This is a genomic window from Variovorax sp. 54, from assembly GCF_002754375.1.
Lineage (GTDB): Bacteria > Pseudomonadota > Gammaproteobacteria > Burkholderiales > Burkholderiaceae_C > Variovorax.
The window spans coordinates 3,716,208-3,735,973 of record NZ_PEFF01000001.1 but is presented as its reverse complement, the minus strand read 5'-3'; the positions used below and the strand labels follow the sequence as shown (position 1 = coordinate 3,735,973).

The window sequence follows — 19,766 nt, the reverse complement described above, 5'->3', positions numbered from 1 at the left end:
ACACATGACCGACCGCACCACCGCCCACCGACTCCAGGTCGCGACCGAACTGCACCGCTTCGTCGAAGAAAAAGTCCTGCCCGCCAGCGGCGTGGCCAGCGACGTGTTCTGGAAGGGCTTCGACGCCATCGTCCATGACCTCGCGCCCAAGAACGTCGCCCTGCTCGCCGAGCGCGACCGCCTGCAGAGCGAACTCGACGCCTGGCACAAGAAGAACCCCGGCCCGATCGCCGACATGCCGGCCTACCGCGCCTTCTTGGAAAAGATCGGCTACCTGCTGCCGCAGCCCAAGGGCGTGAAGGCCACCACGGCCAACGTCGACGCCGAACTCGCGCTGCAGGCCGGCCCGCAGCTGGTGGTGCCGATCCTGAACGCGCGCTACGCCCTCAACGCCGCCAACGCGCGCTGGGGTTCGCTGTACGACGCGCTGTACGGCACCGACGCCATTCCCGAAACCGGCGGCGCCGAAAAGGGCAAGGGCTACAACCCCGTGCGCGGCGCCAAGGTCATCGAGTTCGCACGCAACGTGCTCGACCAGGCCGCGCCTTTGGCCAACGGCTCGCACAAGAACGCCACCGGCTACAGCGTGAAGGACGGCCAGCTCGTCGTCGCGCTGCAAGGCAGCACCACCGGCCTGGCCGATGCGTCGCAGTTCATCGGCTACCAGGGCGACGCCGCCGCGCCGTCGTCGGTGCTGCTCAAGCACAACGGCATCCACCTGGACATCCGCATCGACCGCAGCACCGCCATCGGCAAGAGCGATGCGGCCGGCGTGAGCGACCTCGTGCTCGAAGCCGCGCTCTCGACCATCCTCGACCTCGAAGACTCGGTGGCCGTGGTCGACGCGGCCGACAAGGTCGTCGCGTACGCGAACTGGCTGGGCATCGTGCAGGGCACGCTGACCGAAGAAGTCGCCAAGGGCGGCAAGACCTTCACGCGCGGCCTGAACGCCGACCGCGAATACACCGGCGCCAACGGCCAGCCGCTGAAGCTGCACGGTCGCTCGCTCATGTTCCTGCGCAACGTGGGCCACCTGATGACCAACCCGGCCATCCTGTATGAAGGCAGCAAGGAAATCCCCGAAGGCATCCTGGATGCCGTGGTCACCACCACCATCGCGATGATCGACGTCAAGCGCAAGGGCAACTCGCGCACCGGCAGCATCTACATCGTGAAGCCCAAGATGCACGGTCCGGCCGAAGTCGCCTTTGCCAGCGAGCTGTTCGGCCGCGTCGAGCAACTGCTCGGCCTGCCCGCCAACACCGTCAAGCTCGGCATCATGGACGAGGAGCGTCGCACCAGTGTGAACCTGCAGGCCTGCATCGCCGAGGCCGCCGCGCGCGTGGCCTTCATCAACACCGGCTTCCTGGACCGCACCGGCGACGAGATGCACACCGCCATGCAGGGCGGCCCGATGATCCGCAAGGGCGACATGAAGTCCAGCGCGTGGATCGGCGCCTACGAAAAGAACAACGTGCTCGTCGGCCTGAACTGCGGCCTGCGCGGCAAGGCGCAGATCGGCAAGGGCATGTGGGCCATGCCCGACCTGATGGCCGCCATGCTCGAGCAGAAGATCGCCCACCCCAAGGCCGGCGCCAACACCGCCTGGGTGCCCTCGCCCACCGCGGCCACGCTGCACGCACTGCACTACCACCAGGTCAGCGTGACCGCCGTGCAGCAAGAGCTCGAAAAGATCGACGCCGAAGGCGAGCGCGAGAACATCCTGAACGCACTGCTGCAGGTGCCGATCGCCGCCGAAGCCAAGTGGACCGACGCCGAGAAGCAGCAGGAAATCGACAACAACGTGCAGGGCATCCTGGGCTACGTGGTGCGCTGGGTCGACCAGGGCGTGGGCTGCTCGAAGGTGCCCGACATCCACAACGTCGGCCTCATGGAAGACCGCGCCACGCTGCGCATCTCGAGCCAGCACATCGCCAACTGGCTGCTGCACGGCGTGGTCACCAAGGCGCAGGTCGACGAGGCCTTCCAGCGCATGGCCAAGGTGGTCGACGAGCAGAACGCCGGCGACGCGCTGTACCAGCCGATGGCCGGCCACTTCGACACCTCCCCCGCCTACAAGGCCGCGCAAGACCTCGTGTTCAAGGGCATCGAGCAGCCCAGCGGCTACACCGAGCCGCTGCTGCACGCATGGCGCCTGAAGGTCAAGGCCGCGGCCTGACGCGCGCCCTGCGTGGGCCCGGCACCTGCCGGGCCTGACGCCTCGGAGACAGCAAACGAACGGCGCCCTCGGGCGCCGTTCTGCATGGGGCGCGACATGCCGGTAGCATCGACGCCGCTCCCTTTTCTCTCTCCGGTCTCCGTCTCTTTCGATGAACAAGCACGCGGCATCGCCGCCCCCGACCCGCTGGTCGACCTCGGCCGCCGGCATGCTGGTCGCGCTGGCCACCGCCTTCGCGCTGAGCCAGGCCTTCCGCACCGTCGGCGCCATGATGGCCACGCCGCTCACGCAGCACTTCGGCCTCACGCCGCAGGCGCTCGGCACGTGGGCCGGCACCTTCCATTTCACCTTCGGCATCATGCAGCTCGCGATGGGCGTGTCGATCGATCACTTCGGCGTGCGCCGCACCGTGCTCACCGCCTTTCCGCTCGCCATCGCGGGCGCCGCGCTGTGCACCGTGGCGCCGGGTTTCGGTGCGCTGCTGCTGGGGCAGGCGCTGATCGGCGTGGGCTGCGCACCGGCCTTCCTGGCCTGCACCGTGTTCATTGCGCGGCACTTCGACGCCTCGCGCTTCACCGCCATGTCGGGGCTGGTGATGAGCCTCGCGGGCCTGGGCATCGTGTTCACCGGCACGCCACTGGCGCTGCTGATCGAGGCCGCGTCATGGCGCGCCGGCTATGCCGTGCTGACCGCCTTCGCCGTGCTCTCGTGGATCGTCATCTTCTGGCGCGTGCACGAGCCCGCGCGCACGCCCGCAGCGCTCGCACCGGACGCACCCGCGCCCGAACGCCAGTCGCTGCGCCAGGCCGTGCGCGACCTGGGGCCGCTGTTCGCCATGCCGCACACGCTCGGCCTGCTGTGCTTCGCCTGCGTGTCGTATGCGGCCTTCATCACGTTGCGCGGCCTGTGGCTCGGCCCCGTGCTGCACGACCGCCACGGCCTCTCGCTCGTGGCCAGCGGCAACGTGGCGCTGGTGATGACCGTCGCCGGCATGGCCAGCCCCATGCTGTTCGGCCGCCTCGACCCCGGCGGTGCGCGCCGCACGCGCTGGATGATGCGCTGCGCCTTCGCCGGCGCAGCGATGTTCGCCGCCATGGCCCTCACGCAATCGCGTGCCATCGACATCGGCCTGCCGATCGTCTACGGCCTGCTGTCGGGCTACAGCGTGCTGCTGTACGCGTACACCAAGAACGCCTACCCGGCGGCAGTGACCGGCCGCGCGATGGCGCTGCTCAACATGGCGATGTTCCTCGGCGTCTCGCTGATGCAATGGACCACCGGCGTCGCCGCCTCCTGGGCCGTGACCCACGGCACCGAGCCGTTCCGCGCGGTGTTCCTCACGGTGAGCGGGATGCTGGCGGCGGGGACGTTGGCGTTTCTTCTGTTGCCGCGGGCGCGTGAACGTCAGCGGCCGGTGTCACCCGATCCTTGACGAGGCACGCGGCACCTTCGCGTGCCGCCGTCACGCCTTTCGTTTCGCGCTTTTCTTTGCCGGTGCGCGAGCGGGCAAAGTCGTCGATAACTGACGGATCTCGCGACGAATCTCCCGCTCAAGTTCCTGCTCGGTCGGCAGATGCAACTGGTAGCGGCTCGCAAAGATGTTGCGCTCCTGTTGTTCGCCCAGGGTGTACTTCACCACCGCGTCGTTCTTGTCGGGACAGAGGATGACGCCCAGCGTCGGGTTGTCGCCTTCGGTGCAGCGCTCGCGATCGAAGTAGTTCACGTAGAACTGAATCTGGCCGAGGTCGGCGTGGGTCAACTTGCCCACCTTGAGGTCGATCAGTACATAGCATTTCAGCACTGCGTGATAGAAGACCAGGTCGATGTAGAAGTGATCGCCATCGATCGTGATGCGCTCCTGGCGCGACACGAACGCGAAGCCCTTGCCGAGCTCGAGCAGAAAGGTCTGCAGGTTGTCGATCAGCGCCTGCTCCAGCGTCGACTCGACGAGCCTGGGGGACTCCGGCAGCCCGAGGAACTCGATCACCATCGGGTCTTTCAATGCATCGAGCGGCTGCGCCACCTCCTGCCCGTGCGTTGCCAATCGCATCAAGCCTTTCTTGTCCTTGCTCTTGGCCAGGCGGTCGTACAGCAGGCTCGCGGTCTGGCGCTGCAACTCACGCACCGACCATGCATTGCGGATGGCCTCGATCTCATAGAAGGCGCGAGCCTCTGTCCGCGTCACACGCAACAGCTGCCGGTAGTGGCTCCAGGACAGCGAGGGATGCAGCACGCCGGGAAGCCAGTCCGGTTCGGGGGTCGATTTCCGAGACGGTGTCGCGGAAATCGGCTGCATCGGCAATTTCCGAGGCGCCGTCTCGGAAATCAGCTGCGGGTAGTCGAGATAAAACTGCCGGAACGCCTCGAGGTTGTCCACCGAGTAGCCGCGACCAAATTCCGTGTTCAGGCGCTCCGACAACTCGGCCAGCAGCTTTGCACCATAGCCGGCACGGCGCTGCCCGCGCTGCTCTTCCTCGACGATCTCGCGCCCAATCAACCAATTGGCGGCCACCTGTGTCGTGTTGACCGTCCGCGCCACACCAGCCCGCGCGGCCTCCAGAATCTCGCGCACCCGACCGAAAAGAGGACGCACGGAAGGTGCGGCCTTGGTGCGCGCTGGTGTCGTCGAGCGGACGGGGGATTTTTTGGAAGTAGGCAATGCAGCGCCCTGAAAAAGTTCGTCGGAATTATGCAGGGGTGGTGCGCCCGCGCACGGCTGCAAGCCTCGCCGAGTGGGTGCGCCTCAGCGCTTGATCGCCAGCATCAGCACCCCGCCCGCGATCATCGCCACGCCGCCCCACTCGCGCACGGACGGCCGCTCGCCGAGGAACATCACGGCGAACAGCACCACGAGCACGACGCTGAGCTTGTCGACCGGCGCGACCTGCGAGGCATTGCCCATCTTGAGCGCTCGGAAGTAGCAGACCCACGACGCGCCGGTTGCCAGCCCCGACAGCACGAGAAAGGCCCAGGTGCGCGGCGACAGTTCGAAGGGGTTCGTCCATTTGCCCGTGGCCTTCACGAAGGCCGCGAGCACGACGAGGATCACCACGGTGCGCACCAGCGTCGCCATGTCGGAATCGACGCCGGCCAGGCCCAGCTTGGCAAGGATGGCCGTCAGCGCAGCAAAGACGGCCGACAGGATCGCCCAGACGAACCAATTCGATGATGCAGCAAGGGTCATGGCGCGCTCCTTCACAGGGGATGGCAGTCCGCCCGATCATCGCGCGAACCGCCGTGCTGCGGTGCTCACGCCGCATCCCCCAACCGCGCCCGCACCTCGCGCCGGCTCAGCTGCCGCTTGGCGACGGCATACACGTCATGACGCCCATACATGTCGAAGTGCGTGGGCAGGCCTGGCGCGGAACGCCGCGCCGCGCCGCAGCGCGTGACCATGCAGCGGCGCAGCACGTCGTAGCACTTGGGCTCCGGCTGCGTCGCGCTTGCGCGCTCGGGAAACTTCGCCAGCACGACCTCGAACCAGCAGCCCTCGACGCAGTGCCACTGCGTGCTCTCGTCGATCACGTGGTAAACGGCATACGGCGTGTCGCCGCGCCGCCCGGCCCGGTCCGCACGGCGCGCCGCACGCGCCTCGCGCAAGCGCCGGTTCGGCAGCAGGATGCCGGTGACCGGATGCACGAACAGCTCGACACCCGGCGCTTCGTGCAGCGGCACGCCGGGCCGGTCTCCCCAGCGGTACGGTCGCACCCGCACTTCGCCGTCGCACAGCACCGCGTCGCGCGCCACGAAGTCGTCGACGTGCAGGAAGATGTGCGCCTGCACCGTGCTGCGGCGGTCGATGCCCGCGCACAGCTCGGCGTACACCTTGTCCCAGGGCCGGTGCACCTGCTTGTGCAGCCAGCGCTTGAGCGGCTGGAGGTTTTCGCTCAGCCACTTCGGATGCTGCAGGCCGCGCTTCATGCCCAGGTGCGAACCGCGCTCGGGGCTGTTGCGCCACGGGCGACCATCGCCCTGCACACGCCAGCCGCCGCGCGGACGCTCGACGATCACCTTGTCCATGTCGTCACGCATCGCCGGCCCTCCGCCCGAAGTCGCGCGCGGCTTTCTGCAGCGCCACCTTCTGCGCGCGCCGCTCGGCGCGGTGCGTGCGCAGGTGGCGGCCTGCGCCCTGGCTGGATTCGCGGCGAGCCATGGCGGCCACCACGGGATTGCGCGGTACCGACGCGGGCACCGCAAAGTAGAACCGGCCCAGACGCTTGTCGTCGTCACGGGCCTTTCGTTGAGCACTCATGTGCGCACACTCCGAAAAAACAAAAAGGCCCCGGCGAATGCAGTTGCGCGCGGGGCCCTTGTCGATACGGCCGCGGCGGATGCGAAGGAGCACATCCGGCCGGGGCGGTCGGTGTGCGTCAGGTGTTCAGTGAACGGTTCATTGGTTGGCGTTCTCGCCCGGGAGGTTGATCGTCGCCGGGCGTGGTGTCGGAAAAAACTGTCGCTGAAAAAGGAAGGGCGGATTCTGGCGAGGGCTCGCGCCGCGCGCAAGCGGGGCGCGCAGTGCTGTGGCGCAAAGCTGACACGAACGCGCGCGTTGAATCCGCTTCGCGCATCGCGCCGTATGGCATCTCAAGCGCATTGCGCCTCCGAGCTGTTGGCGGTTTCCACAGAGCCTTTTCTTTCCAGGAGACATCCATGAAAAAACTCGTGATCGCACTCGGCGTGTCGGCTTTGCTGGGCGCCTGTGCTGGCAGTGGTGGCGGCATGGGCATGGGCAGCAGCAGTGCATCGGCGACGCCCATGGTCGGCGGCGCACCGATGTACCCGACGAAGGACATCGTCGACAACGCCGTGAATTCGAAGGATCACACGACGCTGGTCGCCGCGGTGAAGGCGGCCGACCTCGTGGCCACGCTCAAGAGCCCGGGCCCGTTCACGGTGTTCGCGCCGACCAACGCCTCGTTCGCGGCACTGCCGGCCGGCACAGTCGACACGCTGCTCAAGCCCGAGAACAAGGCCACGCTCACCAAGGTGCTGACCTACCACGTGGTGCCCGGTCGCATGGACAGCGCGGCGCTGATGAGCGCGATCAACGCGGGCGGCGGCAAGGCGATGCTGAAGACCGCCAGCGGCGGCACGCTCACGGCCACGATGAGCGGCGGCACGGTGTGGCTGACCGATGCCAAGGGCGGCACGGCCGCGGTGACGATCGCCAATGTCTACCAGTCGAACGGCGTGATCCACGTCGTCAACAAGGTGCTGCTGCCAGGTTGATCGGCAGACGGGCCGCGGCCCGTCGTCAGCTCCGCTGCGCGGCCTCGGCTTCGTCGCGCAGCCATTGCGCGAAGTCCTGCGCGTCGCGGTTGCCCGCGGCGCGCCGCGACATCTCGATGAAGTAGCCGCGGTGCGATGCCGCGCCCTCGCCGAGTGGCGCCACGAGCCGGCCGTCGCGCATCAGTTCGCGCAGCAGCGGCAGGCGCCCGATCACCACGCCCTGCCCCGCCACCGCGGCGGCCACCGCATCGGCGTACTGCGTGAAACGCAGCGTGCTCTTCATGCGCAGGTCTTCCAGCCCCATCACCCTGAGCCACGGCTCCCAGTCGACGGTCGGGGCTTCGCTGTGGTCCGGGTACTCGCTGGTGAGCAGCGTGAGCTTGGAAAAGTCGGACAGCTCGCGCAGCGACGCGGCGACCTGCGGCGCGCACAGCGGGATCACCGATTCCTCGAACAGCGCCGGGCCCACGCCGCGGCCGATGGGCACGAAGCGCACCGCGAGGTCGAGGCGGCTCACGTCCAGGTCGAGCACGTCGAGCGTGGCCGACACGCGCACATCGACCTGCGGATGCGTGCTGGTGAAGCGCGCCAGTTTCGGAATGAGCCACAGCGACGCGAAGCCCGGCGTGCTGGTGATCGACACCTGCCGCGGCGCGGCGCTGGCGCGCACGCGCGCGGTGGCGTCGCGCAGGCGCTCCAGGCTGTCGGTGACGGCGCGCTGCAGCACGCCGCCGGCCTCGGTGAGCGCGAGCGCGCGGTGGCGGCGCTCGAACAGCAGCACACCCAGGCTGGCTTCGAGCTGCTGGATCTGCCGGCTCACGGCCGACTGCGTGAGGTGCAGCTCGCCGGCCGCCAGCGTGAAGCTCAGCCGGCGCGCGGCGGCCTCGAAGCTGCGCAGCAGCTCGAGCGGCGGGAGCTCGCCGGCGGGGGTTTTCGCATTCTCTGTAGGCATGCAATGAGTTCCGAATGACCGCGTGTAAGAGAGGGGGCGACTCACTATATTCATTCGTATCACGAATGCAATGGAGGTTCCCATGAGCAGCAGCACCACCCCGTCTCCTTCCGCTTTTTTCTCCTCATCGACCTCGCGCTTCCACGTGAGCCTGCCGAACCGCGCCGTCTTCGCCGTGCCCGACGGCGCGGGCGTGGGCATCGAGTGCCGCAGCGGCGCCGTGTGGATCACGCTCGACCGCGACCCGCGCGACATCGTGCTCGGGCCGGGCGAGCGCTTCGAGAGCAGCGAGCACCGGCGCGTGCTGGTGTCGGCGCTGGAGTCGTCGTGCATCTCGGTGTCGGACGCGCAGCCCGCCGCGCTGCCGAACCCGGCCTCGCGGGCACAGGCGCGCGCGCGGTCGCCTTGGCGACTGGCACTGCACGGGTTGTCCCCGGCTTGACCGCGGGCGCCATGGCATCGAACCTCGATGCCATGGACCGCCCCCGCAGGGAGCGCCGCGTGCCGCCGTGACGACAGGCGGCTTTTTGCTTTGGGCGTCCGTTTTCCTTCGTTGCCTTGAAAGGGACACGCCCATGACCACCCCGACTTTCGGCGGAGCGCTCGCATGACCGCGCCGCAACAAACATCCCAACCGCAGCCCTGCGTGCTGTGCGAGCAGGCCGACGGCATCGCCACGCTCACGCTGAACCTGCCGCACAAGCTGAACCCGATCGCGAAAGACCTGCAGGTCGAACTGCGCGACGCGCTCGAGCGCATCCGCGACGACCGCACGGTGCGCGCCGTGATCCTCACAGGCGCCGGCAAGGCCTTCTGCGTGGGCGCCGACCTGAGCGCGATGGCGCCGCCCGGCGAGGCCGGCCAGACGCTCGGCGACCAGACCGCCGAGTGGATGCAGAAGCTCAGCAACCCGCTCATCGAAACGCTGCGCACGCTGCCGGTGCCGGTGGTCGCCGCGGTGAATGGCCCGGCGGCCGGTGCGGGCGTGGGCCTGGCGCTCACGGCCGACGTAACCATTGCGGCACGCAGCGCCTACTTCTACCTCCCGTTCCTGCCCAAGCTCGGCATCGTGCCTGACCTCGGCTGCACCTGGGCCATTCCGCGCCGCGCCGGCCGGGCGCGCGCAATGGGCATGGCGCTGCTCGACGAGCGCCTGAGCGCCGGGCGCGCCGTGCAGTGGGGCCTGATCTGGGCCTGCGCTGACGACGAGCAACTGATGGACGAGGCCCGCGCCATCGCACAGCGCCTGGCGCGCCTGCCGGCGCATGCGGTGCGCGAAGCGCGCGAGGCCTTCGAGGCCTCGGAGCGCCACACGCTGAAGGAACAACTGCACTACGAGAGCGAGCGCCAGCGCGCGCTCATCGACCGCCCGAGCTTCCGTGAAGGCGTGAGCGCCTTTTTGCAGAAGCGGCCGCCGGTTTTCGAGGGCCGCTGAACACGGCGCGCACGCCCGTCCGCAACCGCATGGCCGGCGGGCCGGCCAGTCAGTGCGGGCGCGCGTTGATCTCGTCGGCGCCGATCAGTTCGGCCACCAGCACGGCCTCGGGGCCGTCGAGAAAGTATTCCGCCTCGAGCGGCTCGCGCAGCCGCAGGAACTTGTCCTCGCCGACCTGCATGGTGTGGCCGGCGCCCATTTCGGCGCCGCTGTCGATCAGGTAGCGCAGCACGTTGCCGAACAGCTGGAAGTATTTCTCCCCTTCGTGGTGGCCTTCGGCCAGGGCCGCGAAGTCGGGCTGGCCGAAGTGGTGCGCGCCATAGGTGCGCATCCAGACGCCCTGCACGCCTTCGACCTCGTACTTGACGAAGCCGCAGTACAGGGCCGGCAGATCGAGGTCCCGCAGCAATTCGATGCTGTCGCCTTCGATGTGGGCGTCGAACACGGCCGCGGGGAGCGAGGTGTGGGCCGATTCGTTCAGCACCACCAGCGCACCGAGCCGGGCCAGCGCGCCGGCCACGGTCGCCAGGGCCACGTACTGTTCGAGCACCGAAGCCTCGTAGCCCGCGTAGTAGAGGATGACGTGGCTGCGGTGCGCGCGCACCCGGGCCTTGAGCTCTTGCGGGTAGTGCGCCGGCGCCACGCAAACCTCGACCGATTCGGCCGGCATCGGCACATCGAAGCCGACCATCCGGACCACGTGGTTCTTCCAGCCCGCCAGCGCCAGAAAAGGACCGGGGTCTTCGGTGATCTCGCAGCGCGCGTCGCCGGTGGAGCAGTGGTAGGCGCGCAATGCCTGCGCAAGCGCGGCGACATCGATGTTCAGCACATCCGCGAACAAGACCGTCAGCGCGACGGTGTCGCCGGCCTCACCGGCCTCGGGGTTGGCGACCAATGCGCCGGTATCGCCCGGCTCGTCCTTGCGGCCAAAAAAACGGGAAAAAATGCTCACGCGCGGACTCCTTGGATGATGGGTGTGCCTGCAAATGGAAAGGGACGGCGCGGACCGGGTCGCACGCCATGTGCGTGGCCTTCATGGCCGACGCACAGCAACGAACTGTAATCGCGCGAAATTGCCAAGCAGGCCATTGGCCTGCGGCCGGCGACTGCGCCAGAATGGCCTTCCCGCGAAGCGTTGCCACCCTGCGCCGGTCGCGTACCCGCACGGAGATTTGCCCCATGAGCACTGCCATCCTCAACGCCTTCTATGCCCAGTCGGGCGGTGTCACCTCGGTCATCAACGCCTCGGCCTGCGGCGTGATCGAGACGGCGCGCCAGCACCCGGACCGCATCGGCACGCTCTATGCCGGTCGCAACGGCATCCTCGGTGCGCTCACCGAAGACCTGATCGACACCAGCGCCGAGCCGGCCGACGCGATTGCGGCACTGCGCACCACGCCCTCCGGCGCGTTCGGCTCGTGCCGCTACAAACTCAAGTCGCTCGAGAAGAATCGCCGTGAATACGAGCGCCTGATCGAGGTCTTCAAGGCGCACGGCATCGGCTACTTCTTCTACAACGGCGGTGGCGACTCGGCCGACACCTGCTTCAAGGTGAGCCAGCTGTCGCAGTCGATGGGCTACCCGTTGCAGGCCATCCACGTGCCCAAGACCATCGACAACGACCTGCCGCTGACCGACTGCTGCCCGGGCTTCGGCTCGGTCGCGAAGTACGTGGCGGTGTCCACGCTCGAGGCCTCGTTCGACGTGCGCTCGATGGCCGCCACCTCCACCAAGGTGTTCGTGCTCGAGGTGATGGGCCGCCACGCGGGCTGGATCGCCGCGGCCGGCGGGCTGGTGGCCGACCATGGCATTCCGGTGGTGGTGCTGTTCCCCGAGATCGAATTCGATGCGGCCCGTTTCCTGGCGCGCGTCGATGCGCTGGTGCAGCAGCACGGCTACTGCTCGGTCGTGGTGTCCGAAGGCTGCCACCACCCCGACGGCACCTTCCTCGCCGAACAGGGCGCACGCGATGCCTTCGGCCATGCGCAGCTCGGCGGCGCAGCGCCGGTGGTCGCGCAGATGGTGAAGGAAGCGCTGGGCCACAAGTTCCACTGGGCGGTGGCCGACTACCTGCAGCGCGCGGCGCGGCACATCGCCTCGGCCACCGACGTGAAGCAGGCCTACGAACTGGGCCAGCGCGCGGTCGAGCTCGCGCTCGAAGGCCGCAACGCGGTGATGCCGACCATCGAGCGCACGAGCGACGTGCCCTACGCGTACACGCTGGGTGCGGCGCCGCTCGAAGCGGTCGCCAATGTCGAGAAGCCGATGCCGCGCGATTTCATTTCGGACGACGGCTACGGCATCACCGAGAAGTGCCGCCGCTACCTGCTGCCGCTGATCGCGGGCGAGGACTATCCCGCCTACCGCGACGGCCTGCCGGTGTACGCGACGCTGCGCAACGTGGCGGTGCCGAAGAAGCTGCCGGCCTTCGCGCTCGCATGACGGTTGTCATCGACACCGCGCACTGCCCGCTGTGCGGCGAGGCGAACCGCTGCGCGATGGAGGTCGAACGCGAGACCGGGCAGGCGCAGCCGCCCTGCTGGTGCATGGCCGCCGACTTTTCGCTGGCCCCGCTCGACACGCTGCCGCCGGCATTGCGCGGGCAGGCCTGCATCTGCGCGCGCTGCGCCGCGGGCCTGCCGCCGCTTCAGGACTGAGCGACGTCGCCCTGCGACTGGGTTTGAGATTGGGATTGCGACTGCATCGGCGCAGGCTCGACCACCTCCGCCGCAGGCGCCGCCACATCCCCCGCCATCACCATCGTCGGCGCCGTGCCGCTGCGCTGCGCGGTGATCACGCCGTGGATGAACTGCAGCTTGCCCACCGCCGCGCGCGGCAGCACGAAGGGGTAGTAGTCGGGCTGGCCCATGCTGCGCGACAGCTCGTTGAGCATGCTGGTCAGCAGCACCCAGCCGTTGATGAAGTCCAGGAATTTCGTGGCGTCGGGATGCTCGGGCTGCCACAGGTCGGCGGCGGTGAACAAATCGTTCTGCAGCTCCACATTGCTCGCGTCGATGCCGAAGCTCATCGCCGTGTCGGCCGTGTCGGCCATGTGCAGGTAGTGGGCCCAGGTCTCGGCCCAGTCTTCCCATGGGTGCATGCTCGCGTAGCTGCTGACGAAGCGCTGCGCCCAGTCGGGCGGCGGGCCCTGCTCGTAGTGCTGCTGCAGCGCGGCGCCGTAGTCGGCGCGCTCGTCGCCGAAGAGCGCGCGGTAGTCGTCGATCCAGCGCGTGGGCAGCACCAGCAGGTCCCAGTAGTAGTGGCCGATCTCGTGGCGGAAGTGGCCCAGCAGCGTCCGGTAGGGCTCGTGCATCTCGGCGCGGATGCGCTCGCGCACCGCGTCTTCGGCCTCCTCGGCGTTCAGGGTGATCAGCCCGTGCTCGTGGCCCGTCATCACGTGCGGGGCGCCCGGCATGTTGCTGAGAAAGTCGAAGGCCAGCCCGTGCACCGGATCGGCATGGCGGCTCACCACCGGCAGGCCGAGCGCGAGCAGCTGCGAGATCAGCCGGCGCTTGGCCTGCTCGAGCTTGCACCAGAGCTCGCCGTTGGCCGCCACCGACAGGTCGGGAATCGTGCGCGTGACGCTGCACGACAGGCAGTAGCCGGGCGCGTGGCCCTGCGTGTCGGCGGGAATGGTTTCACCCTCGCGCGGCTGCGCCACCATCCAGTTGCAGGCGGCCGGCGTCATGAGGTTGGCGCAGCGGCGGTAGGTGGCGCCGTGCGGGTCGCCGAAGACGGTGAAGGTGTCGGGCAAGGCGCCCTCGCCTTCGGCCGGTGCCAGCGGCACCACGCCGAGCCGGTCGATCACATAGCCCAGCGGCGTGAGGCAGGCCAGGCATCTGCTGTTGCGCAGGAACACGGGGCGCCCGCACTGGCAGCGGTAGGCGCGGCTGACGGTGGGCGCGGCGAGTTCGGACGCGAGCGTGGGGGCGGCATCCGGCAAGACAGGATCGACGGGGTCGGTCGGGTCATTGATGGGTTCTTGGATCGACGGGTTCATGGCTTGTTTGTTCTTTTGATAGTGACTTGACGCACTGGGGACAGCCGCCGCATTGTGCGACCCGCGCGTGTGGCGTCGGCCGCGCAAACACCGATATGCTTGTAGGACGACGGACCCGCGACCGTCCCTGCGCCGCCCCATGACCTCCCCACACACACCCGACACGCCGCCCTCCATGGGCGCCCTGCGCGCCCGCTACGGCGAGCGCTACCGCTGGTACCTGCTGCTGTCGGTCATGGTCGGCACGATGGCGTCCATCATGTCCTCGACCATCGTCAACGTGGCGATCCCCGACATTAGCCACCACTTTGCGTTGGGCCAGGAGCGCGCGCAGTGGGTGAGCTCGGGCTTCATGGTGGCGATGACGGTGTCGATGCTCACCACGCCCTGGCTGCTGTCGCGCTACGGCTACCGGCGCACCTACGTCGGCACGATGCTCCTGCTGCTGGCCGGTGGCATCGTCGGCGGGCTGGCCAACCACTACCCGCTGGTGCTGCTGGCGCGCGTGGCCGAGGGGCTGGCGGCGGGCGTGGTGCAGCCCATTCCGGCCATCATCATCCTGCGCGCCTTCGAGCCGCACGAGCAGGGGCGTGCCAGCGGCATCTTCGGCATGGGCGTGGTGCTGGCGCCGGCCATCGGGCCGAGCATCGGCGGCGTGCTGGTCGACCTGTTCGGCTGGCGCTCGATCTTCTTCATGGTGGTGCCCTTCTGCCTGGCCTCGGTCTGGCTGGCCTACAAGTTCGTGCCCAAGACCGCGCCCGGCGGCGTGGCCGCCACGCGCGGCAGCGGGCTCGATGCACGCGGGCTGGCGCTGGGCACCGTGGGCACGCTGTGCCTGCTGAACGGGCTGGTCGAGCTGCGCGGCGATTCGCCGCTGCAGGCCGCGCTGCTGCTGGCCGGTGCGCTCATCGCCTTTGCCGCCTTCGTGTGGTGGCAGCGCCGGCTCATGGCCTCGGGCGGCGCGCCGCTCATGAACCTCGCGCTCTTTCGCTACCGCCAGTTCGCCATGGGCAGCCTGGTCGCCTTCATCTACGGCACCGCGCTGTTCGGCTCGACCTACCTGCTGCCCGTGTACATGCAGGTGGGGCTGCACCTGTCGGCCTCGCACGTGGGCACCACCCTGTTGCCGGCCGGCATCGTGCTGGCCTTCACCATCGCGGGCGTGGGCCGGCTGGCCGACAAGCAACCGACCTGGCTGCTGGTGAGCATCGGCCTGGCGCTGCTGGCGGTGTCGTTCGCGCTCATGGCCGTGCTGCGGCTGGACAGCCCGCTGTGGCTGCTGGTGGTGTTCGCGATCGTCGGGCGCATCGGGCTGGGCTTCATCCTGCCCTCGCTCAACCTGGGGTCGATGCGCCCGCTGGCCAAGCCGCTCATTCCGCAGGGCGCGAGCGCAATCAGCTTCGTGCGCATGCTCGGCGGCGCGGTCGGCGTGAGCCTGTGCGCCATCATTCTCGAATGGCGCCTGGCCGCGCACGGCGACTCGCTCGCCAACCCGGTGAGCACCCCGGCGCGGCTGGCCGCCTTCGACGAGGTGTTCCTGATGCTGGCCGGCCTGTGCGCGCTGGCCGTCTGCGCGGCCTGGCAGCTGCGCGAGAAACCCGACGAGGACACGGCACAACACAGGGGGTAAACCCCGGCGGCACAAGAGGCCGCTTTCGCTTTCAATTGTTATCAGTTGTATCTAAAAGCGGAATCGGTTCCATGCATCGCAGACGTTTTCTCGCCGCCTCGGCCGCGGCGACGGCCGGACTCGGCCCCCTCTTTTCCTTGACCTCCACCGCCCTGGCCGCCGAGAACGGCGTCAGCGACGGCGAGATCGTGCTCGGCCACACCGGCATCCTGAGCGGCCCGCTGGGCGCGCCGATCAAGGTCGTGATGGCCGGCGCCGGACTGGCCTTCGACGCAGTCAATGCGCAGGGCGGGCTCGCGGGCCGCAAGCTCAAGCTGGTCTCGCTCGACGACGAACTCAAGCCCGAGAAAGCCGTCGCCAACTACGAGAAGCTGCTCGCCGAGCACCGCGCCTTCGCCTTCTTCGGCTGCGTGGGCTCGGGCACCACGGCCGCCGCGGCCAAGGTGCTGGGCCAGAGCGGCGCGCCGATGGTCGGCGGCTATGCGGTGTCGGACTCGGCACGCGAGAAGGTCGCGGGCGCGGGTTACTTCGTGCGCGCCACCTTCGCGCGCGAGGCGCAGGCGCTGGTGCAGCACCTGACGACCATCGGCGTCTCGCGCATCGCCGTGGCCTACCTCGACAACCCCGGCGGCGCCGAAGTGGCGCGGCTGGTCGAGGCCGCGCTCGACACGCTCAAGCTCAAGCCTGTGGCCGCGGTGCCCGTCAAAGGCGACGGCACGACCAACGAGGCCGCGGGCAAGGCCCTGGCCGACAGCCAGGCGCAAGCCGTGCTCATGTACCTGGGCGGCGGCATCGGCGGCGAGGTCATGAAGAGCGCCTGGACCGCCGGCGGTCGCCAGATGTTCTACGGCATGTCGATCGTGCCGGGCGACGTCACCGCCAAGCTCGTCGGCGACAAGACCAGCGGCCTGGCCATCTCGCAGATCGTGCCCTACCCCTGGAGCGAGGTCGACGCCACCGCCCGCGAATACCGCCAGCTGGCCGAGCGCGCCAAGGTCGACATCGGCTACCTGAGCTACGAGGGCTATGTGAACGCGCTCGTGATGATCGAAGCCCTGCGACGCACCGGCCGCGACCTCACGCGCGCAAAGCTGCACGCCACGCTGAAGGCGATGAAGCTGCGCATCGGCAACATGGAGATCGACTTCACGGGCGCGAGCAACACGGGCTCGCGCTTCATCGAGATGGTGCGGGTGACGAAGGAAGGGCGGTTCCTGCGTTAGAGACAGAGGCTGGCCCCGCTCACAGCCCCAGTTGCGTGAGCGCCCAGGCCACCGTGCCCAGCTGCATCACGTTCAACACCATCCCCGTGATGTGCAGCTTGCGGAACTGCACGATCGACGTGCCCGTCGCCGGGATCGTGTGGCGCAGCACGTCCATGCGCGGAATGATGAGCCAGCGGCGCAGCGCGAACGCCAGGCCGGCGATGAGGGCCATGCCGACGGCGAAGACGGGCTTGCCGCACCACGCATAGCTGAGCGCCGCCGCGCTCGCGGTCAGCACCACGGCCACGTAGTAGACGTTGAACAGGCCGCGGATGAAGCGCGAGTCCAGCGGGGTGTCGTGCGAGAGCACGAGCAAGGGCAGCGAGCCCATCATGAAGAACCCCATCCAGACCAGCAGGATGACGGTCGCCATGAGCGCAACGACGATGGGAAGCATCTTTGAAAACCCTCCGCGGCGCGCAAGCATACGCCCGGGCGGGCGCTCGTGCGGCACCGTCGGCGGCCTGCCGGCCAAGGGGAATCCCGGGGTCTGGCCGCCCGCAACTTTGCCGATTCTTGATACCGGCGTGGCAAGGCGATCGCTATCGTCGATCGCCATATGTCCGCCACCCTGCCGCCCTTGCCGAGCGCCCGCGCGCTCGCCGCCGCCCTGCAACACCGCGAGCTCTCGTGCCGCGAACTGATGCAGACCTGCCTCGCGCGCATCGACCGCCTCAACCCGCAGGTCAACGCATTGGTCTCGCTGCAAGCGCCCGAGGAGATGCTGCGCCAGGCCGATGCCTGCGATGCACAGCTCGCACGTGGCGACGCGGTGGGCCGGCTGCACGGCTTCCCGATGGCGCCGAAAGACTTCGTCGCCACCGCCGGCCTGCCCACCACCATGGGCAGCCCGGTGTTCGCGAAGCAGGTCACGCCGCACGACGCGATCATGGTCGAGCGCCTGCGCCGCGCCGGCGCCGTGTTCGTGGGGCGCAGCAACACGCCCGAGTTCGGACTGGGCTCGCACACCTACAACACGGTGTTCGGCACCACGCGCAACGCATGGAACCTCGACCACGCGGCCGGCGGCAGCAGCGGCGGCGCCGCAGTGGCACTCGCACTGCACATGCTGCCGGTGGCCGACGGCAGCGACATGATGGGCTCGCTGCGCAACCCCGCAGCCTGGAACCACGTCTACGGCCTGCGGCCTTCGCTGGGCCGCGTGCCCATCGGGCCGGGGCCGGAGCTGTTCTTCCAGCAGCTGGGCTGCGAAGGGCCGATGGGCCGCACGCCCGAGGACGTGGCCTGGCTGCTGTCGGTGCAGGCCGGCTATGACGCGCGTTCGCCGTTGAGTCTGGCGGGCGACGGCGAGGTCTTCGCGCAGCCGCTCGATGCAGAGTTGCGCGGCAAGCGCGTCGCGTGGCTCGGCGACCTTGGCGGCCACCTGCCGATGGACCCGGGCGTGATGGCGCTGTGCGAATCGGCGCTGCGGCATTTCGACACGCTGGGCTGCAGCGTTGCGCCCGCTGTGCCCGCTTTCGATTTCAACGCCCTGTGGACCGCCTGGCTGCGCCTGCGCGGCTTCATCGTGGCCGGTGCGCTGCGCGGGCTGCATGCCGACCCGGCCACGCGCGCGCAGCTCAAGCCCGAGGCCTGCTGGGAAATCGAAAAGGGCGAGCGCCTGAGCGCCGCCGCGCTGCATGAGGCGGCTGTCACGCGCACGCAGTGGCATGCCGCGCTGCTGCAGCTCTTCGAACGCTTCGACTTCCTGGTGCTGCCGGCCGCGCAGGTGTTCCCGCTGCCGGTCGACACGCACTGGCCGCGCGAGGTCGGCGGCCGCGCCATGGACACCTACCACCGCTGGATGGAAGTGACGATCGGCCCGTCGCTCGCCGGCCTGCCCGCGATGGCGATCCCGGCCGGCTTCTCGCAGGCCGAGGGCACGCGCGGCCTGCCGATGGGCCTGCAGCTCATCGGTCGCCCCGGCGCCGACCTCGACGTGCTGCGCATGGCGCACGGCTGGCACCAGGCCGTGCCCTTCGCGAACGTGCAATCGCCGCTGCTGCTGCAGTAGCCGTAGCAACAGCAAGCCCCCCGTTTCCGTACTCCGACACATCACACACAACCCGAGGAGAGAACCCATGCGCAGACGTTCGTTGATGGCTGCCGGCCTGGCCGTCGGCCTGTCCCCCTTTGCCCTGTCCGCCCTGGCCCAGGGCCTGGGGGGCAAGACCCTGAACCTGATCGTGCCCTACCCCGCGGGCGGCGGCTCCGACATCAACGCGCGGCTGGCCGCGCCCGAACTGTCGCGGCTGCTGGGCCAGCCGGCCATCGTCGACAACGTGCCCGGCGCCAGCGGCTCGCTCGGCGTGATGAAGGCGGCGAACGCACCGGCCGACGGCTCGGCGCTGCTGCTGGGTTCGCCGATGGAGCTGATGCTCACGCCGCTCACGCTCAGCAGCGCGCGCTACAAGGCCGAAGACTTCCGGCCCATCGGTGTGATGGCCGTCACCTCGATGGTGCTGCTGGCGCGCAAGGACCTGGGCGCAGGCAGCGTCGACGAACTCATCGCGCTGCTGCGCCGGCCCGGCACCAAGGAGCTGAGCTACGGCAGCATCGGCCCCGGCTCGCTGTATCACCTGCTGGGCGAGCGCTTCATGCAGCAGACGGGCACGAAGATGCTGCACGTGCCCTACAAGGGCTTCGCGCCGCTGGTGAACGACCTGCTGGGCGGGCAGATCGACCTGGTGTTTGCACCGCTGGCCGGCAACGTGCCCGACCTGCTGGACGCCGGCAAGGTCAAGGCACTGGGCATCGCGGCCTCGGCGCCGCACGAGCGCTTCACGGCCATTCCGCTGATCCGCAACAGCAAGGGCCTGGACGATTTCGTCTACAGCCTGTGGGCGGGCATCCAGGTGTCGCACCGCGTGCCCGAAGAAGCGCAGCAACGGCTGCACACGGCCTTCAACCAGATGATGCACAAGCCCGAGCTGCGCCGCGCGCTGGAGCTCGGCGGCAGCAAGGTGGCGCCCGAACAGACGCTGGCCGAGCTGCGCCGCGACTACCAGGCCGACATGGTGCGCTACCGCGCCATCGCCAAGTCCGTCCAACTTCGCCCGGAGTAAAGAGAGATGAA

19 protein-coding genes are annotated in these 19,766 nt (G+C 68.9%); 11 read left to right on the top strand and 8 right to left on the bottom strand.

Features of this window, described 5'->3' with window-relative positions:
• Positions 1 to 4 precede the first annotated feature (4 nt).
• Complete coding sequence (locus tag CLU95_RS17330; protein ID WP_099794755.1) at positions 5 to 2,179, top strand: malate synthase G; 2,175 nt, start codon at positions 5 to 7, stop codon at positions 2,177 to 2,179.
• Positions 2,180 to 2,330: 151 nt separating this feature from the next.
• On the top strand, positions 2,331 to 3,611 hold the full coding sequence (locus CLU95_RS17325) for an MFS transporter (protein ID WP_099794754.1): 1,281 nt from the start codon (positions 2,331 to 2,333) through the stop codon (positions 3,609 to 3,611).
• 30 nt (positions 3,612 to 3,641) lie between these two features.
• Here CLU95_RS17325 and CLU95_RS17320 read toward each other — a convergent pair whose 3' ends face one another.
• The 4 genes from CLU95_RS17320 to CLU95_RS17305 form a co-directional block, all read right to left on the bottom strand.
• A complete protein-coding gene (locus CLU95_RS17320) occupies positions 3,642 to 4,838 on the bottom strand; it encodes a PDDEXK nuclease domain-containing protein (RefSeq protein ID WP_257214649.1) in 1,197 nt (398 codons plus the stop codon).
• Positions 4,839 to 4,922: 84 nt separating this feature from the next.
• A complete protein-coding gene (locus tag CLU95_RS17315) occupies positions 4,923 to 5,363 on the bottom strand; it encodes an EamA family transporter (RefSeq protein ID WP_099794752.1) in 441 nt (146 codons plus the stop codon).
• Positions 5,364 to 5,428: 65 nt separating this feature from the next.
• Positions 5,429 to 6,211 carry a hypothetical protein gene (locus CLU95_RS17310; RefSeq protein ID WP_099794751.1) on the bottom strand — a complete coding sequence of 261 codons (783 nt, stop codon included), beginning with the start codon at positions 6,209 to 6,211 and terminating at the stop codon, positions 5,429 to 5,431.
• Complete coding sequence (locus tag CLU95_RS17305; protein ID WP_099794750.1) at positions 6,204 to 6,431, bottom strand: hypothetical protein; 228 nt, start codon at positions 6,429 to 6,431, stop codon at positions 6,204 to 6,206. The genes CLU95_RS17310 and CLU95_RS17305 overlap by 8 nt, the downstream gene beginning before the upstream one ends.
• A 398-nt stretch (positions 6,432 to 6,829) precedes the next feature.
• Here CLU95_RS17305 and CLU95_RS17300 point away from each other — a divergent pair, with 398 nt between their 5' ends.
• Positions 6,830 to 7,408 carry a fasciclin domain-containing protein gene (locus CLU95_RS17300; RefSeq protein ID WP_099794749.1) on the top strand — a complete coding sequence of 193 codons (579 nt, stop codon included), beginning with the start codon at positions 6,830 to 6,832 and terminating at the stop codon, positions 7,406 to 7,408.
• Between the two features lie 25 nt (positions 7,409 to 7,433).
• Here the strand turns inward: CLU95_RS17300 and CLU95_RS17295 are convergent, their stop codons facing one another.
• Positions 7,434 to 8,360, bottom strand: a complete 927-nt coding sequence (locus CLU95_RS17295) for a LysR substrate-binding domain-containing protein (RefSeq protein ID WP_099794748.1) — start codon at positions 8,358 to 8,360, stop codon at positions 7,434 to 7,436.
• An 82-nt stretch (positions 8,361 to 8,442) separates the two neighbouring features.
• Here CLU95_RS17295 and CLU95_RS17290 point away from each other — a divergent pair, with 82 nt between their 5' ends.
• Positions 8,443 to 8,802 carry a DUF2917 domain-containing protein gene (locus tag CLU95_RS17290; protein ID WP_257214648.1) on the top strand — a complete coding sequence of 120 codons (360 nt, stop codon included), beginning with the start codon at positions 8,443 to 8,445 and terminating at the stop codon, positions 8,800 to 8,802.
• A 165-nt stretch (positions 8,803 to 8,967) separates the two neighbouring features.
• Positions 8,968 to 9,795 carry an enoyl-CoA hydratase-related protein gene (locus tag CLU95_RS17285; protein WP_099794746.1) on the top strand — a complete coding sequence of 276 codons (828 nt, stop codon included), beginning with the start codon at positions 8,968 to 8,970 and terminating at the stop codon, positions 9,793 to 9,795.
• A gap of 49 nt (positions 9,796 to 9,844) precedes the next feature.
• Here CLU95_RS17285 and CLU95_RS17280 read toward each other — a convergent pair whose 3' ends face one another.
• The gene (locus CLU95_RS17280) at positions 9,845 to 10,747 is read right to left on the bottom strand and encodes a DUF4261 domain-containing protein (protein ID WP_099794745.1); all 903 of its coding nucleotides are present in this window, start codon (positions 10,745 to 10,747) and stop codon (positions 9,845 to 9,847) included.
• A 227-nt stretch (positions 10,748 to 10,974) separates the two neighbouring features.
• Between CLU95_RS17280 and CLU95_RS17275 the strand changes: the two genes are divergently transcribed.
• Entirely contained in the window at positions 10,975 to 12,237 is a 1,263-nt protein-coding gene (locus CLU95_RS17275) for a 6-phosphofructokinase (protein WP_099794744.1), read from the top strand.
• Positions 12,234 to 12,452, top strand: coding sequence for a cysteine-rich CWC family protein (locus CLU95_RS17270; RefSeq protein ID WP_099794743.1), 219 nt, complete (start codon positions 12,234 to 12,236; stop codon positions 12,450 to 12,452). Before CLU95_RS17275 ends, CLU95_RS17270 begins: the two co-directional genes overlap by 4 nt.
• Here CLU95_RS17270 and CLU95_RS17265 read toward each other — a convergent pair.
• Complete coding sequence (locus CLU95_RS17265; RefSeq protein WP_099794742.1) at positions 12,443 to 13,795, bottom strand: zinc-binding metallopeptidase family protein; 1,353 nt, start codon at positions 13,793 to 13,795, stop codon at positions 12,443 to 12,445. The two genes, CLU95_RS17270 and CLU95_RS17265, sit on opposite strands and share 10 nt — an antisense overlap.
• A 139-nt stretch (positions 13,796 to 13,934) precedes the next feature.
• Between CLU95_RS17265 and CLU95_RS17260 the strand changes: the two genes are divergently transcribed.
• Entirely contained in the window at positions 13,935 to 15,425 is a 1,491-nt protein-coding gene (locus CLU95_RS17260; protein WP_099794741.1) for a DHA2 family efflux MFS transporter permease subunit, read from the top strand.
• Positions 15,426 to 15,562: 137 nt separating this feature from the next.
• Positions 15,563 to 16,648, top strand: a complete 1,086-nt coding sequence (locus CLU95_RS17255; RefSeq protein ID WP_257214647.1) for an ABC transporter substrate-binding protein — start codon at positions 15,563 to 15,565, stop codon at positions 16,646 to 16,648.
• A 19-nt stretch (positions 16,649 to 16,667) separates the two neighbouring features.
• On the opposite strand, the gene CLU95_RS17250 is transcribed toward CLU95_RS17255, so the two are convergent.
• On the bottom strand, positions 16,668 to 17,087 hold the full coding sequence (locus CLU95_RS17250; protein WP_099794739.1) for a hypothetical protein: 420 nt from the start codon (positions 17,085 to 17,087) through the stop codon (positions 16,668 to 16,670).
• A gap of 162 nt (positions 17,088 to 17,249) precedes the next feature.
• Between CLU95_RS17250 and CLU95_RS17245 the strand changes: the two genes are divergently transcribed.
• Positions 17,250 to 18,704 (top strand): amidase, encoded by a 1,455-nt coding sequence (locus CLU95_RS17245; protein WP_099794738.1) that lies wholly within the window; start codon positions 17,250 to 17,252, stop codon positions 18,702 to 18,704.
• 67 nt (positions 18,705 to 18,771) lie between these two features.
• The gene (locus CLU95_RS17240; RefSeq protein ID WP_099794737.1) at positions 18,772 to 19,755 is read left to right on the top strand and encodes a Bug family tripartite tricarboxylate transporter substrate binding protein; all 984 of its coding nucleotides are present in this window, start codon (positions 18,772 to 18,774) and stop codon (positions 19,753 to 19,755) included.
• Positions 19,756 to 19,766: the final 11 nt, after the last annotated feature.

Bases quoted from the DNA above. Each gene is read 5' to 3' on its own strand.
- CLU95_RS17330 (WP_099794755.1), top strand. From the start codon at position 5: ATGACCGACCGCACCACCGCCCACCGACTCCAGGTCGCGACCGAACTG.
- CLU95_RS17325 (WP_099794754.1), top strand. From the start codon at position 2,331: ATGAACAAGCACGCGGCATCGCCGCCCCCGACCCGCTGGTCGACCTCG.
- CLU95_RS17315 (WP_099794752.1), bottom strand. From the start codon at position 5,363: ATGACCCTTGCTGCATCATCGAATTGGTTCGTCTGGGCGATCCTGTCG.
- CLU95_RS17310 (WP_099794751.1), bottom strand. From the start codon at position 6,211: ATGCGTGACGACATGGACAAGGTGATCGTCGAGCGTCCGCGCGGCGGC.
- CLU95_RS17305 (WP_099794750.1), bottom strand. From the start codon at position 6,431: ATGAGTGCTCAACGAAAGGCCCGTGACGACGACAAGCGTCTGGGCCGG.
- CLU95_RS17300 (WP_099794749.1), top strand. From the start codon at position 6,830: ATGAAAAAACTCGTGATCGCACTCGGCGTGTCGGCTTTGCTGGGCGCC.
- CLU95_RS17295 (WP_099794748.1), bottom strand. From the start codon at position 8,360: ATGCCTACAGAGAATGCGAAAACCCCCGCCGGCGAGCTCCCGCCGCTC.
- CLU95_RS17290 (WP_257214648.1), top strand. From the start codon at position 8,443: ATGAGCAGCAGCACCACCCCGTCTCCTTCCGCTTTTTTCTCCTCATCG.
- CLU95_RS17285 (WP_099794746.1), top strand. From the start codon at position 8,968: ATGACCGCGCCGCAACAAACATCCCAACCGCAGCCCTGCGTGCTGTGC.
- CLU95_RS17275 (WP_099794744.1), top strand. From the start codon at position 10,975: ATGAGCACTGCCATCCTCAACGCCTTCTATGCCCAGTCGGGCGGTGTC.
- CLU95_RS17270 (WP_099794743.1), top strand. From the start codon at position 12,234: ATGACGGTTGTCATCGACACCGCGCACTGCCCGCTGTGCGGCGAGGCG.
- CLU95_RS17265 (WP_099794742.1), bottom strand. From the start codon at position 13,795: ATGAACCCGTCGATCCAAGAACCCATCAATGACCCGACCGACCCCGTC.
- CLU95_RS17260 (WP_099794741.1), top strand. From the start codon at position 13,935: ATGACCTCCCCACACACACCCGACACGCCGCCCTCCATGGGCGCCCTG.
- CLU95_RS17250 (WP_099794739.1), bottom strand. From the start codon at position 17,087: ATGCTTCCCATCGTCGTTGCGCTCATGGCGACCGTCATCCTGCTGGTC.
- CLU95_RS17245 (WP_099794738.1), top strand. From the start codon at position 17,250: ATGTCCGCCACCCTGCCGCCCTTGCCGAGCGCCCGCGCGCTCGCCGCC.
- CLU95_RS17240 (WP_099794737.1), top strand. From the start codon at position 18,772: ATGCGCAGACGTTCGTTGATGGCTGCCGGCCTGGCCGTCGGCCTGTCC.